The sequence below is a fragment of the Actinomadura verrucosospora genome (assembly GCF_039540335.1).
Lineage (GTDB): Bacteria > Actinomycetota > Actinomycetes > Streptosporangiales > Streptosporangiaceae > Spirillospora > Spirillospora verrucosospora.
Genome location: NZ_BAABEV010000006.1, coordinates 110,808 through 123,622 on the forward strand (window position 1 = coordinate 110,808; position 12,815 = coordinate 123,622).

Here is a 12,815-nt window from a genome sequence, read left to right on the forward strand (position 1 = left end):
GATCCCTGTCCACCTGTGAGCATTGCGAACGGACCCCGGTGCCAGCGCCCCAGCCTGACAAGACCGATCCCGCGATCATCCGCAACTTCTGCATCATCGCGCACATCGACCATGGCAAGTCGACCCTCGCGGACCGGATGCTGCAGCTGACCGGAGTGGTCGAGGAGCGCCAGATGCGCGCCCAGTACCTCGACCGCATGGACATCGAGCGCGAGCGCGGCATCACGATCAAGAGCCAGGCGGTCCGGCTGCCCTGGACGGCCGGCGGCGTCGACCACGTCCTCAACCTGATCGACACCCCGGGCCACGTCGACTTCTCCTACGAGGTGTCGCGGTCGCTCGCGGCGTGCGAGGGCGCGGTCCTGCTGGTGGACGCGGCGCAGGGCATCGAGGCGCAGACGCTCGCCAACCTGTACCTGGCGCTCGAGGCCGACCTGCACCTGATCCCCGTCCTCAACAAGATCGACCTCCCGGCGGCGCAGCCGGAGAAGTACGCCGAGGAGCTGGCCGGGATCATCGGCTGCGACCCCGCGGACGTGCTGCGCGTGTCCGGCAAGACGGGCGAGGGCGTCCGCGAGCTGCTCGACAAGATCGTCGAGGAGGTGCCGGCGCCCGTCGGGGACTCCGACGGCCCCGCCCGGGCGCTGATCTTCGACTCGGTCTACGACACCTACCGGGGCGTCGTCACCTATGTCCGGATCATGGACGGGCACCTGTCGCGGCGCGAGAAGAGCCTGATGATGTCGACCGGGGCCGCGCACGAGACCCTGGAGGTCGGCGTGATCTCCCCGGAGCCCAAGCCCGTGCAGGGCCTCGGCGTCGGCGAGGTCGGCTACCTGATCACCGGGGTGAAGGACGTCCGGCAGGCGCGCGTCGGCGACACCGTGACCGGCGCGTCCCGGCAGGCCGCCCAGGCGCTCGGCGGCTACCGCGACCCGAAGCCGATGGTGTTCTCCGGCCTGTACCCGGTGGACGGCGACCAGTACCCCGAGCTGCGCGACGCGCTCGACAAGCTGCGGCTGAACGACGCCGCGCTGGTCTACGAGCCCGAGACGTCCGCGGCGCTCGGGTTCGGGTTCCGCTGCGGTTTCCTCGGGCTGCTGCACATGGAGATCGTCCGGGAGCGGCTGGAGCGCGAGTTCGACCTGTCGCTGATCTCGACCGCGCCGAACGTGGTGTACCGGGTCGTGATGGAGGACGGGACGGAGCACGTCGTCACCAACCCCAGCGAGTTCCCCGAGGGCAAGATCGGCACGGTGTACGAGCCGGTGGTGAAGGCGACGGTGCTGTCCCCGTCCGACCACATTGGCGCGATCATGGAGCTGTGCCAGGGCCGCCGCGGCGTGCTGCTCGGCATGGACTACCTGTCGGAGGACCGCGTCGAGATCCGCTACACGCTCCCGCTCGCCGAGATCATCTTCGACTTCTTCGACCAGTTGAAGTCGAAGACGCGCGGGTACGCCTCGCTCGACTACGAGCCCAGCGGCGAGCAGGAGTCCGACCTGGTGAAGGTCGACATCCTGCTGCAGGGCGAGTCGGTGGACGCCTTCAGCCAGATCGTGCACAAGGACAAGTCCCGCGAGTACGGCCTGATGATGACGGCCAAGCTCAAGGAGCTGATCCCGCGGCAGCAGTACGAGGTGCCGATCCAGGCCGCGGTCGGGGCGCGCATCATCGCCCGCGAGAACATCCGCGCCATCCGCAAGGACGTCCTCGCCAAGTGCTACGGCGGCGACATCTCCCGCAAGCGCAAGCTGCTGGAGAAGCAGAAGGAGGGCAAGAAGCGGATGAAGACCATCGGGCGGGTGGACGTCCCGCAGGAGGCCTTCGTCGCCGCCCTCTCGACCGGGGGCGGCGACGCCGACAAGGGCAAGAAGTAGCCGCTACTTCAGCAGGGGCCAGGCCACCGGGGCCGGGACGCGCCGGAACTCGCCGCGGTTGGCGGCCCTGCCCGCGTACACCAGGAAGACCATCTCCACGGCCGTGAAGAGCAGCGGCACCCAGATGAGGAAGTCGGCGACCAGCGACAGCAGGCCGAAGACGAACCACACGGCGATGGCCGCGATGCCCATGTTGAGGCCCTGCGCGGCGTGCCTGCGCACGAACGGCGAGCGGGCCTTGCCGAGGTAGACGACGGCCGGGGCGATTACGCCGACGAGGAACTGGCCCACGTACGCCATCAGCGACCACGTCCTCTCGTCGTCGGTGACGGGCCCGAAGTTGCCGGGCATCTGGGCGGTGTTGCTCCCGCCCTGGAAATCGTTCCCGCCCTGAGGCGGCTGCTGCTGCCAGCCCATGCCGCCCTGGGGTTGCTGCGGCTGCTGCCAGGCGTTTCCGGGCTGCTGCCAGGGGGCCTGCTGCTGCTGCCACTGGGGCTGCTGTCCCTGGCCGGGCGACGGGGGGTGCCCGTAGGCCATGGCGGACGTCCTCTCCGGTTCGCTATGAGAGCTATTGGCGAAGTGTATGACTCCTTGGACGTGCGTGAAGTTCGCCCGGGTTCCCGCGAACGGGCGGGCCGTGGCCGATTCGTGCCACGGGCCCGCCCGGGGGACGTCCGGGGACGCCCGGTGCGGTGTCAGGGACGCCAGAGGACGGCGGACGGGGCCGCCTGCGTGAGCGTGACCGAGCCCTTCCACGCGACCGACGAGGGCTGTGGCAGGAACGAGCCGTCCAGGAAGAACCCGCGGTTGATGGACGTCACGGTGGCCGGCGCGCCGTTGTCCCCGGTTCCGGTGGGACGGCGGAGGGCCTCGATGCTCGCGATGCCGGAGACCGCGGTCCCCTCCGGCAGCTCGACGGTGGTGGCGACGGCGCCGTCACGGTCGATCGACCAGGTCGGCTCGTCGTGGTCGGAGCGGTAGAGCCGGGACGGGTCGGCCTTCAGGCGCACCCCGAGCGCGACGCCCGGGACCGACCCCGGCCCGGTCGCGGCGCCCGTCGTCTTGGCGAACTCCGCGAACAGGTACGTCCGCTGGTCGCCGACCTCGCGCGTCGCCGGATCGGACGGGTTCTCGATCTTCTTCTCGCGGACCATCTCCTGCGCGGCGATCCGGTAGGTCCACGGCTCGCGGTCCATGACGGCCTCGCGGGCCCGGCCGTCCGGGCGCGTGCCGCCGGCGTCGAGCAGGAAGCGCAGCGGCGGGGCCGGCGAGATCACGTCGCACATGTTGTTGTTCTGGGTGCAGGTCTGCAGGACGGGATGGTCGCCTTCGTAGCGGCCCGTGAACTTCAGGGTCAGGTGCATCGGCGCCTGGTAGACGGCGGTGCCGTCCACGCGCCGGCCGGACGCGTCGACCTCGACCCGGTAGATCCACTCGATGTCGGTCGTCCGGCCCCAGCGGGCCATCAGCGCGGGCGTGTCGGTGCCGCCGTCCTCGTTGCTCCACACCACCGAGTACTCGATGATCTTGTGGCCGGGGACGGCGGCGGGACGGGTCTCGTGCCACGCGAGAAGGGGGGTGTCGGTGGTCGCGTTCTGGTAGGGGTCGCCGAACGGCCAGCCGGTCCGCCCGACGACGACGGGCGCGTGGCGCAGGGCGAGCGCCTCCGCCTCCGGCATGCCGACCGCGGGCCGCCGGAGGGTGACGCGCCGTGCGGCGGGCGCGCTGCCCTTGGCGAACCGCAGTGTCACCTTGTGGCGCCCCTTCCCGACGTGCCCGAGGCCGAGGCTGCGGGGAACCGGGTCGGACGAGGGGACGACGAGGTCGGTCACATGGCGCCCGTCGACGGCGATCGACACGACGGCCGACTCGGCGCCCCGGCGAGCCCAGGAGACGCCCGGGGCGGACGCGGTGAAGGAGATCACCGCCTCCCCGTCCCGGCGGGCGGTGAACGGCAGCGACCGGGCGGGGTCGCCGCGGTGGACGTTGATCGTGCCGGGCGGTCCGGCGGCGTGGGCGGGGGCGGTGAGGGCGAGGGGAGCGCCGGCGAGGGCTGCGCCGGTCACGGCGAGCACTGCATGGCGCGCGCGGCTTCTCATGATCGGGGAACCTAGGCGGCCGCGGTTGCGTTCGGGTGACGGCGAGGTCCCCCGTGGGTGACGGCTCCGTGTGCGCCGGGGAGTCGCGCGGGTCAGGAACCGGCCCACAGCGGCGACAGCCCCGCGGGCACCCCCAGGGACACGCCGGTGAACCGCTCCGCCTCGTCCGCCCCGTCGGGCGCGTGGAGGGTGAGCCCGCAGGCCGCCAGGTGGACCGAGCGGCCGCGCCGGGCGATCTCGTGGCCGAGCTCCCGCAGCAGCGCGACGACGTCGCCGGCGGGCTCGTCGAGCAGGTCGACGCCGTCGAGCCGGAACCGCATCTCGGGGTTGCCGCTCCAGCCGGACGTCCGCGTCCCGCAGATCTGCGCGAGCCGCTCGACGCCGTCGTCGCCCCGCCCGGTGGACAGCGCCAGCGTCCCGCGCCCCACCCGGACGCTGCGGTGCCCGGCCCACCCGCACAGGAACGACGACTTCGGCGGGAGGGTGCCGCACCGCTCGGCGATCGCGGCGAGGGTCGTCCAGGCGTCCGCGGCGCGGGTGGAGAACAGCAGGCTCGCGTCCGGCAGCAGCGCCCCGCGCCCCGGCTCCAGCGTGACCACGAACGGCGGCACGCGGCCGGGGAACCGCGCCGGATCGGCCTCCCGGAGGGTGACGATGCCCTCCCACTCGACGGGCTCGGCCACCGCGAACCAGGTCACCGCGGCCTCGGCGCCGAACTCGCGGAACGTCGCGTCGGTCAGCCGCTCGGCGACCGCCTCCCGCAGGCCGTCGGCCGTCTCGGCGAGCCGGCGGCGCCACCACGCCGGTTCCGGGTCGGAGCGGCCGCGCGGGGACCAGCGCGTCCCCGCGCCGGCGAAGTCCGAGCGCCGCTCGGCGCCCGCGTCGTCCACCAGCACCCAGTGCCAGCCGTCCGGCTCGCCGCGCAGCAGCACCCGGGCGGGAACGCGTCCCCGGCCGGTCGCACCCTCATTTCGCATCCCGACGACCTTATCCGTATTCGTTGCGGCTCCTCAGGCGGTCGGCGACGCAAGTCGCGCCGGTCGGCCGCGACACGGCGGCGGCTGCTTGGCATGGGCGCCGATGGCGGTACGGTCGGACGGGTACGGCGCCTTGATCAACCGAACCCGGCCGACCTCGCGGAGGCAGCGTGACCCACCCCGACCAGGTTCTGCGTTCCGAGAAGGAGCGGGAGACGGTGAACGGCGCCGTGCGCGCGCTGCGTTCGGCCGCCCCCGCGGACTGGCAGCGGCTCGACTTCGAGTTCCGCGCGACGGTCGGCATCGACAGCGCCTCCTTCGAGGTCGAGGGCCCGGGCGGCGGCCGCCGCACGGCCCTGCCCCCGGGCCAGGCCGTCGGGAAGATGGACGAGCTGCGCCGCGTCATGTACCGGGCCGACAAGGGCGCCTGGTTCACCGCGCGCCTCCAGGTCGAGCGCTCCGGCCACTTCAGCGCCGAGTTCGACTACGACGGCGAGCCCGACTTCACCCCGCCGCTGGCCCCGTCCGCGTACGTCCAGGACCTCGACCGCTTCCCCCGCGCGGCCGAGCACATCCCCGACTGGCTCCGCGACAAGCTCGGGGACGCCTGACCGCCCGGTCGAAGCAGGCGGCGGAGCGGGGCAGACTGGACAGGTGCCCTCGACGCTCCCTGACGGAGATCCTGTGCCGGCCGACGGTGCGCTGCCCGGCGCTGCCCTGGACGGCCTCGGAAAGCGCCCGTTCGCCTTCTACGTGCACGTGCCCTTCTGCGTGACCCGGTGCGGGTACTGCGACTTCAACACCTACACGGCGACGGAGCTCGGCCCAGGGGCGAGCCGCGACTCCTACGCCGAGACCGCGATCCGCGAGGTCCGCATGGCCCGGCGAGTGCTCGGCGACGTGGACCTTCCCGTGGAGACCGTCTTCGTGGGCGGCGGCACGCCGACCCTTCTCCCGCCGGACGACCTGGGCCGCGTCCTTTCCGTCATCGACGCCGAGTTCGGGCTCGCCCCGGGCGCGGAGGTCACCACCGAGGCCAATCCGGAGTCGGTGGACGAGGCGTACGTCGCCGGACTCCGCGAAGCCGGCTTCACGCGCGTCTCCTATGGCATGCAGAGCGCGCGCGAGCACGTCCTGGCCGTCCTGGAACGCGCGCACACGCCCGGACGCGTCCCGCAGGTCGTCGAGTGGACCCGCAAGGCGGGTTTCGAGCACATCAACCTCGACCTCATCTACGGGACGCCAGGGGAGACCGACGACGACTGGAGGGGCTCCCTGGAGGCGGCCCTGGCGGCGGAGCCCGACCACGTGTCCGCCTACGCGCTCATCGTCGAGGAGGGCACCCGCCTGGCGGCGCAGGTGCGGCGTGGCGAACTGACCGCCCCCGACGACGACGCCATGGCCGACCGCTACCTGATCGCCGACGAGCTGCTCAGCGGCAACGGCCTGCACTGGTACGAGATCTCCAACTGGGCCGCCGACCCGCGTGCCGCATGCCGGCACAACATGCTCTACTGGACGGGCGCCGACTGGTGGGGCGTCGGCCCGGGCGCCCACAGCCACGTCGGCGGCACCCGCTGGTGGAACGTCAAGCACCCCGCCGCCTACGCCGCCCGCCTCGCCGAGGGCACCACGCCCGCCCACGCCAGGGAGATCCTCACCGACGAGGACCGGCACATCGAACGCGTCATGCTCGAACTGCGCCTCGCCCAGGGCTGCCCCGCCCACCTCCTGGACGACGGCGCCGCCCGCAGAGCGATAGCCGACGGCCTGGTCGAGCCCGCCCCCTACGAGCAGGGCCGAGCCGTCCTCACCCTTAAGGGCCGCCTTCTGGCCGACGCCGTGGTCCGAGCCCTCACCTGACCTCCCCCAGGGGCCCTGGGCTAGGCGGTCACGAAGTCGATGAGTTCCTCCACGCGGCCGAGGAGGGCGGGCTCCAGGTCGGTGTAGGCGTTCACGGAGCCGAGGATGCGTTTCCAGGCGGCGCCCGTGTCGTCGCCCCAGCCGAGTTCGGCGATCACGCCCTCCTTCCAGGGGACGCCGCGGGGGATGCGGGGCCAGGCGCGGATGCCGACGGCCGCGGGCTTGACGGCCTCCCAGATGTCGATGAAGGGGTGGCCGGTCACGAGGACGTGCGGCGAGGTGACCCGGGCGGCGATCCGCGACTCCTTGGACCCGTCCACGAGGTGGTCGACCAGGACGCCGAGGCGCCGTCCCTCCTCGGGGGCGAACTCCTCGACGATGGCGGGCAGGTCGTCCACGCCTTCGAGGTACTCGACGACGACGCCCTCGACGCGCAGGTCGTGGCCCCAGATCTTCTCGACCAGCTCGGCGTCGTGGAGGCCCTCCACGTAGATGCGGCTCTCCTTGGCGACCTGCGCCCGCAGGCCCCGGACGGCGATCGACCCGGAGGCCGACCGCGCCGGGCCCGCGGGCGCGGCGGAGGGCCGGACGAGGGTGACCGGTTTCCCATCGATGAGGAACCCGGACCTGGTCAGCGGGAAGACCCGGCGCTTGCCGAACCGGTCCTCCAGGGTGACGCCGAACTTGTCGCAGCCGACCACGGCGCCGCAGAATCCGCTGTCGGGATCCTCGGCGACCAGGCCGGGCTCGGCGGGAACCTCCGGGATCTGGCCTTTGCGGGGCAGCCGCCAGTCGCCGCCCAGCACGTCGTTTCCGTAGTTCTTACTCCGCACAGATCCGCACATTAACCGGGCGGGACGCCCGTGCGGCGCCGCCCCGCGTTCTTCGGCGTGGCGGCGGTTTCCCGGCCGGATAGGATCACGCAGCCATGCGGAGAGTGCGGGGGCGCTCCAGTCGAGCCGTCCGGGCCGTAGACTTGGCACTCGAAAGCAAGGAGTGCCAGTGGCACGGACCGGCCGGACGAAGGAGGTGACATCGTGCTGGACGACCGGAAACTAGCGGTCCTGCGCGCCATCGTCGAGGACTACGTCTCCACCAACGAGCCGGTGGGATCCAAGGCGCTGGCCGACCGGCACAACCTCGGGGTGTCGCCCGCGACCATCCGCAACGACATGGCGGTGCTGGAGGAGCAGGGCTACATCGCCCAGCCCCACACCAGCGCCGGGCGCGTTCCCACCGACAAGGGCTACCGGCTGTTCGTCGACCGGCTGTCCACGATCAAGCCGCTGTCGGTCGCCGAGCGCCGCGCGATCGAGACGTTCCTGTCGGGGGCCTACGACCTCGACGACGTCGTCGGCCGGACGGTGCGGCTGCTCGCGCAGCTGACCCGGCAGGTCGCGGTGGTGCAGTACCCGTCGCTGACCCGCTCGGCGGTCCGGCACGTGGAGCTGGTCCCGGTGGCGGAGGGGCGGCTGCTGCTCGTCCTGATCACCAACACCGGCCGGGTCGAGCAGCGGGTCATCGAGACCGGGCAGATCTCCGAGGAATCGATCGGCCACCTGCGGGCGTTGCTCAACACGTGCCTGGACGGGCTCGGCTTCGGCGAGGTCCCGGCGGCCGTGGCGGACCTGCCCGACAAGGTGGGCCCGGACGAGCGGCCGGTGGCGGCGGCGGTCCTGTCGGTCCTGCTGGAGACGCTCGTCGAGAAGCACGAGGAGAAGATCGTTTTCGCCGGGGCGGCCAACCTCGCCGCCGTGGACTTCTCGCAGAGCCTGCGGGAGGTGCTGGTGGCGCTGGAGGAGCAGGTGGTCCTCATGCGGCTGCTCGGCGAGACCGGCGACTCCTCTACAGTTACGGTGCGGATCGGCACCGAGAACCCCGACCTGGGGCTCAAGTCGACCTCGGTCGTCGCCGCCGACTACGGGGTGGGCGACCTCACTCTGGCCCGGCTGGGAGTGCTCGGGCCGACACGCATGGATTACCCCAGCACGATGGGAGCGGTACGGGCAGTGGCACGCTACGTGGGACAGATCCTGGCGGGGTCGTAAGTGGCGAACGACTACTACGCGACCCTGGGCGTCCGGCGGGACGCCAGCGCCGACGAGGTCAAGAAGGCCTACCGCCGGCTCGCGCGGGAACTCCACCCGGACGTCAACCCGGATCCGGAGACCCAGGAGCGGTTCAAGGAGATCACCCAGGCCTACGAGGTGCTCTCCGACCCCAAGAAGCGCGAGATGTACGACCTCGGCGCGGACCCGTTCGCGTCCGCGGGCGGGGCCGGGGCCGGCGGGTTCGGCGGCGCCGGGTTCCCGTTCAGCGACATCATGGACGCCTTCTTCGGCACCGCGACCTCGCGGGGCCCGCGGTCGCGCGCGCGGCGCGGCCGCAACGCGACGCTGCGGGTCGAGCTCGACCTCGCCGAGACCGCGTTCGGCACCACCCGCGAGCTGTCCATCGACACGGCGGTCGCCTGCACGACCTGCGAGGGGTCGGGCTGCGCGCCCGGCACCCACCCGGAGACGTGCGAGACGTGCCACGGCCGCGGCGAGGTGCAGCAGGTCCAGCGCTCGTTCCTCGGCCAGGTCATGACGGCCCGGCCGTGCCCGGCGTGCGGCGGCTTCGGCTCGGTGATCCGCAACCCGTGCACCGAGTGCTCCGGCGACGGCCGGGTCCGCACCCGGCGCACCGTCAAGGTCAAGATCCCGGCCGGCGTGGAGAACGGCATCCACATCCAGCTCGCCGGCGAGGGCGAGATCGGCCCGGGCGGCGGCCCGCCCGGCGACCTGTTCCTGGAGATCGTGGAGAAGCCGCACCCGATCTTCGAGCGGGAGGGCGACGACCTGCACTGCACGGTCGAGATCCCGATGACGGCGGCGGCGCTCGGGACCAGCGTCACGATCGAGACGCTGGACGCCGCCGAGAGCGTCGACATCAAGCCCGGAACGCAGTCGGGGCAGGTCATCACGCTCTACAACCGGGGCGTCCGGCACCTCAACGAGAGCGGCCGCGGCGATCTGATGATCCACGTCAACGTGGAGACGCCGAACAGGCTCGACGAGGAGCAGGAGGAGCTGCTGCGGCGGCTCGCGGTGCTGCGCGGCGAGGAGCGCCCGCCCGGCAGGTTCGCCCCCGGGCAGCGCGGCGTGTTCTCCCGTCTCAAGGACGTCTTCAACCAGCACTGAAGCGCGGTGGCGGCGGCCTACGAGGAAGGCCGCCGCGGCGATTGAGGAGCAGGGTGGCAGCGATGAGCGACGCCCGCCGGAGCCCCGGTTCCCCCGGACGGCCCGGATGAGCCCGCCGGTCTTTCTCGCCGGAACCGCCGAGCTGGAACGCGACCGCGTCCTGCTCGACGGGCCCGAGGGCCGGCACGCGGCGGCCGTGCGGCGGCTGCGGCCGGGGGAGCGGGTCGACCTGACCGACGGCGAGGGCCTGCTGGCCGAATGCGTCGTCACCGCGGCCGACCGGGCGTCCCTCACGCTGGACGTGCTGGCCCGGCACCGGGAGCCCGTGCCCGCGCCCCGCCTCGTGGTCGTCCAGGCCCTCCCGAAGGGCGACCGGGGCGAGCTCGCGGTCGAGACCATGACCGAGGTCGGCGTCGACGAGATCGTCCCGTGGTCGGCGTCCCGGTGCGTCACCCGCTGGCGCCCGGAGCGGCGCGACAAGGCCCTCGGACGCTGGCGCGCGACCGCCCGCGAGGCCGGCAAGCAGGCGCGGCGCGGCCGCCTGCCCGAGGTGGCGGAGCTGGAGTCCACCGAGGACGTCGCCGAGCGGATCGCCGGCGCGTCCCTCGCCCTGGTCCTGCACGAGGAGGCCGAGGCGCCGCTGAGCGCCGTGGAGCCGCCCGAGCGGGGCGACATCGTCCTCGTGGTCGGCCCCGAGGGCGGGATCAGCGAGGACGAGCTGGAGCGCTTCGCCGCGGCGGGCGGGCGTCCGGCTCGGCTCGGCCCGACCGTCCTGCGCACCTCGACCGCGGGAGTCGCGGCGGCCAGCGTGCTGCTGGCCGCCACCGGCCGCTGGTAGCGCCGGCGGGCGCCGTCACGGGGTGGTGGCGGGGTTCTGCTCGGTCGTCACCGCGGGCTCGCTCGTCTCGGACGGCGTCGGCTGCTCGGTGGGCTTGCTCGGCGGCGGGGGCGTCGTGGACGTGGGCGGGGCCGGCGTCGTGGGGGGCGCCTGCGTCGGGGTCTCGCTCGGGCACGGCGTGGTCGCCTGCGTCGGCGTGGCGGTCGAGCCGGCCGAGGCGCCCGGCGAGGGGATGCGGCACGACGACAGCCCCGGCGAGGAGCTGGTGCTCGGCGTCTGCGGGGTGCTCGGCTCTCCCGACGTGCTGGCGCCCGGCGAGGACGGGACGGGGAACTCGGGGTCGATCCCCGGGCCGGTGCGGTCCCCGGCGGTGTCGTCGCCCCTGTCGCCGGACGGGCTGTTGCTGCCGACCGACTGCTGGATCATGTCGATCGTCTGCGGCGCCGTCACGCCCAGCCCGGCGATCAGCACTGCCGCCGCCACGGCGAGGAGGGGGCGCGCCCAGTTCACGGTGAACCGGTCGAACCCGAAACGCGCCGGGCCGAACCGTCCGAGGCCGGTCCGGCGGCGCCGGCCGTCGGCGATACGGGCCTGGATGCGCTCCAGGCCGTCGCCCGCGGGGTTGACCGAGTCCGCCTCCGCGTGCAGGGCGCGGCGGAGGATCTCGCCGTGCTCGTCGTGGGGGTCGGTGGTCATGAGAACTGCTCCAGGACGTTGCGTAGCGCGGTCATGCCGCGCGCCGTATGACTCTTCACGGCGCCGCGGGAGATGCCCATCGCGTTGGCGATCTCCGCTTCGGACAGATCGGCGTAGTAGCGAAGGACGAGCGCCTCCCGCTGGCGGGCGGGGAGCCGGGAGAGCGCGTCGATCACCGCCGAGCGCTCCAGCTCTCCGATGGCGCCGGCTTCCGCGCTCGGCGCGTCGGGCAGGCCCTTGGGGGCGTACTTCTCGACGACGGCGCGGTGCCGGAGCACCGATCGCGACCGGTTGACCACCGACTGGCGCAGGTACGACAGGGCCTTGTCCGGGTCGCGCAGCCGGCGCCAGCCGCCGTGCATCGCGACGAACGCGTCCTGCACGACCTCCTCGGCCGTCCCCGCGTCCCGGACGAGCATGGCCGCCAGGCGCACCAGCGAACGGTAGTTGGCGCTGTAGAGGGCGGTCACCGCCTGATCGGCGTCCCAGGCGACGGCCACCGCGCCCGCCGTGCCCCTGGCCACGAGGGTCTCGGTCACGTCAGTGGGACGCGCACCCTCGTCGCTCGGTTTACGAAAGGGCATGTCCTGGTTTGCCTCGGTCACCTATCCGCCGCCTTTGCCGGCCCCCCGCCGTCCATTCGGACGGGCGCGTCCGAACCGACGTGATCCGGGCGTTCCCGCCGGGGGCGAGATGTGCCGCAACGCCTTGCGAACCGGGGGGTTACGCCTGAGCTGACAACCTTAGCCAGTGGCCGGTCGAAATGCCGACCGCTACGGCGATTCGATCGACGGGAATCCTGTCCGGCCGGGACGGCCGCGATCCGTGCCCGCGCCGGTCCCGATAGGATTTCCGCGCGGTCGCGGACCGCCGCGAGGGGAGACAGATGACCGACTGCCTGTTCTGCAAGATCGTTTCTGGGGACGTGCCCGCCACGATCGTCCGCGAGTCGGCGGGGACGGTGGCGTTCCGCGACATCAACCCCCAGGCGCCGACGCACGTGCTGGTCATCCCGCGTGACCACCACCCGACGGTCGGTGAGCTGGCCGCCTCGGACGCCGAGCTGCTCGCCGAGATGGTCCGCGAGGCCCACGAGGTCGCCGCCGACGAGGGCGTCGCCGAGACCGGCTACCGGATCGTGTTCAACACCGGCTCCCAGGCGGGCCAGACGGTGTTCCACGTGCACGCCCACGTGCTGGGCGGACGTGGCCTGAACTGGCCGCCCGGCTGAGCCGCCCGCCGCGCGCGGAAAAATGCTGCGGCGGTGTGTCGGGGGTCGC

Annotated in this window: 13 protein-coding genes; 7 read left to right on the forward strand and 6 right to left on the reverse strand. The window is 72.9% G+C overall.

Annotated elements, in window-relative coordinates:
* The first annotated feature begins 38 nt into the window (after positions 1 to 38).
* Positions 39 to 1,880 carry a translation elongation factor 4 gene (lepA, locus tag ABD944_RS09325; protein ID WP_345174386.1) on the forward strand — a complete coding sequence of 614 codons (1,842 nt, stop codon included), beginning with the start codon at positions 39 to 41 and terminating at the stop codon, positions 1,878 to 1,880.
* Between the two features lie 3 nt (positions 1,881 to 1,883).
* On the opposite strand, the gene ABD944_RS09330 is transcribed toward lepA, so the two are convergent.
* The 3 genes from ABD944_RS09330 to ABD944_RS09340 form a co-directional block, all read right to left on the reverse strand.
* Positions 1,884 to 2,417, reverse strand: coding sequence for a DUF4870 domain-containing protein (locus tag ABD944_RS09330; RefSeq protein ID WP_345174388.1), 534 nt, complete (start codon positions 2,415 to 2,417; stop codon positions 1,884 to 1,886).
* Between the two features lie 158 nt (positions 2,418 to 2,575).
* A complete protein-coding gene (locus tag ABD944_RS09335; protein WP_345174390.1) occupies positions 2,576 to 3,979 on the reverse strand; it encodes a hypothetical protein in 1,404 nt (467 codons plus the stop codon).
* A gap of 92 nt (positions 3,980 to 4,071) precedes the next feature.
* Positions 4,072 to 4,956: a hypothetical protein gene (locus tag ABD944_RS09340; RefSeq protein WP_345174392.1), complete on the reverse strand. Its 885-nt coding sequence runs from the start codon at positions 4,954 to 4,956 to the stop codon at positions 4,072 to 4,074.
* A gap of 170 nt (positions 4,957 to 5,126) precedes the next feature.
* Between ABD944_RS09340 and ABD944_RS09345 the strand changes: the two genes are divergently transcribed.
* Positions 5,127 to 5,567: an antitoxin YezG family protein gene (locus ABD944_RS09345; RefSeq protein WP_345174394.1), complete on the forward strand. Its 441-nt coding sequence runs from the start codon at positions 5,127 to 5,129 to the stop codon at positions 5,565 to 5,567.
* A gap of 43 nt (positions 5,568 to 5,610) precedes the next feature.
* Entirely contained in the window at positions 5,611 to 6,819 is a 1,209-nt protein-coding gene (gene hemW, locus ABD944_RS09350) for a radical SAM family heme chaperone HemW (protein WP_345174397.1), read from the forward strand.
* Positions 6,820 to 6,839: 20 nt separating this feature from the next.
* Here hemW and ABD944_RS09355 read toward each other — a convergent pair whose 3' ends face one another.
* Entirely contained in the window at positions 6,840 to 7,652 is an 813-nt protein-coding gene (locus ABD944_RS09355; RefSeq protein WP_345174399.1) for a DUF3097 domain-containing protein, read from the reverse strand.
* A gap of 204 nt (positions 7,653 to 7,856) precedes the next feature.
* Here ABD944_RS09355 and hrcA point away from each other — a divergent pair, with 204 nt between their 5' ends.
* The 3 genes from hrcA (at position 7,857) to ABD944_RS09370 (ending at position 10,839) form a co-directional block, all read left to right on the forward strand.
* A complete protein-coding gene (gene hrcA / locus ABD944_RS09360; RefSeq protein WP_345174401.1) occupies positions 7,857 to 8,867 on the forward strand; it encodes a heat-inducible transcriptional repressor HrcA in 1,011 nt (336 codons plus the stop codon).
* The gene (gene dnaJ / locus ABD944_RS09365; protein ID WP_345174404.1) at positions 8,868 to 10,001 is read left to right on the forward strand and encodes a molecular chaperone DnaJ; all 1,134 of its coding nucleotides are present in this window, start codon (positions 8,868 to 8,870) and stop codon (positions 9,999 to 10,001) included.
* Positions 10,002 to 10,107: 106 nt separating this feature from the next.
* Complete coding sequence (locus ABD944_RS09370; protein ID WP_345174406.1) at positions 10,108 to 10,839, forward strand: 16S rRNA (uracil(1498)-N(3))-methyltransferase; 732 nt, start codon at positions 10,108 to 10,110, stop codon at positions 10,837 to 10,839.
* 15 nt (positions 10,840 to 10,854) lie between these two features.
* Here ABD944_RS09370 and ABD944_RS09375 read toward each other — a convergent pair whose 3' ends face one another.
* Together ABD944_RS09375 and ABD944_RS09380 are read right to left on the reverse strand one after the other, a co-directional pair.
* Positions 10,855 to 11,535: a hypothetical protein gene (locus ABD944_RS09375; RefSeq protein WP_345174408.1), complete on the reverse strand. Its 681-nt coding sequence runs from the start codon at positions 11,533 to 11,535 to the stop codon at positions 10,855 to 10,857.
* Complete coding sequence (locus tag ABD944_RS09380) at positions 11,532 to 12,119, reverse strand: SigE family RNA polymerase sigma factor (RefSeq protein WP_052357332.1); 588 nt, start codon at positions 12,117 to 12,119, stop codon at positions 11,532 to 11,534. The genes ABD944_RS09375 and ABD944_RS09380 overlap by 4 nt, the downstream gene beginning before the upstream one ends.
* A gap of 302 nt (positions 12,120 to 12,421) precedes the next feature.
* Between ABD944_RS09380 and ABD944_RS09385 the strand changes: the two genes are divergently transcribed.
* On the forward strand, positions 12,422 to 12,766 hold the full coding sequence (locus ABD944_RS09385) for a histidine triad nucleotide-binding protein (RefSeq protein WP_345174413.1): 345 nt from the start codon (positions 12,422 to 12,424) through the stop codon (positions 12,764 to 12,766).
* The last annotated feature ends 49 nt before the right edge of the window (positions 12,767 to 12,815 follow it).

What these genes read in the sequence shown, in the direction of transcription:
- ABD944_RS09335 (WP_345174390.1), bottom strand. Translation starts at nt 3,979, where the DNA reads ATGAGAAGCCGCGCGCGCCATGCAGTGCTCGCCGTGACCGGCGCAGCC.
- ABD944_RS09340 (WP_345174392.1), bottom strand. Translation starts at nt 4,956, where the DNA reads ATGCGAAATGAGGGTGCGACCGGCCGGGGACGCGTTCCCGCCCGGGTG.
- ABD944_RS09380 (WP_052357332.1), bottom strand. Translation starts at nt 12,119, where the DNA reads ATGCCCTTTCGTAAACCGAGCGACGAGGGTGCGCGTCCCACTGACGTG.
- ABD944_RS09375 (WP_345174408.1), bottom strand. Translation starts at nt 11,535, where the DNA reads ATGACCACCGACCCCCACGACGAGCACGGCGAGATCCTCCGCCGCGCC.
- ABD944_RS09370 (WP_345174406.1), top strand. Translation starts at nt 10,108, where the DNA reads ATGAGCCCGCCGGTCTTTCTCGCCGGAACCGCCGAGCTGGAACGCGAC.
- ABD944_RS09330 (WP_345174388.1), bottom strand. Translation starts at nt 2,417, where the DNA reads ATGGCCTACGGGCACCCCCCGTCGCCCGGCCAGGGACAGCAGCCCCAG.
- ABD944_RS09385 (WP_345174413.1), top strand. Translation starts at nt 12,422, where the DNA reads ATGACCGACTGCCTGTTCTGCAAGATCGTTTCTGGGGACGTGCCCGCC.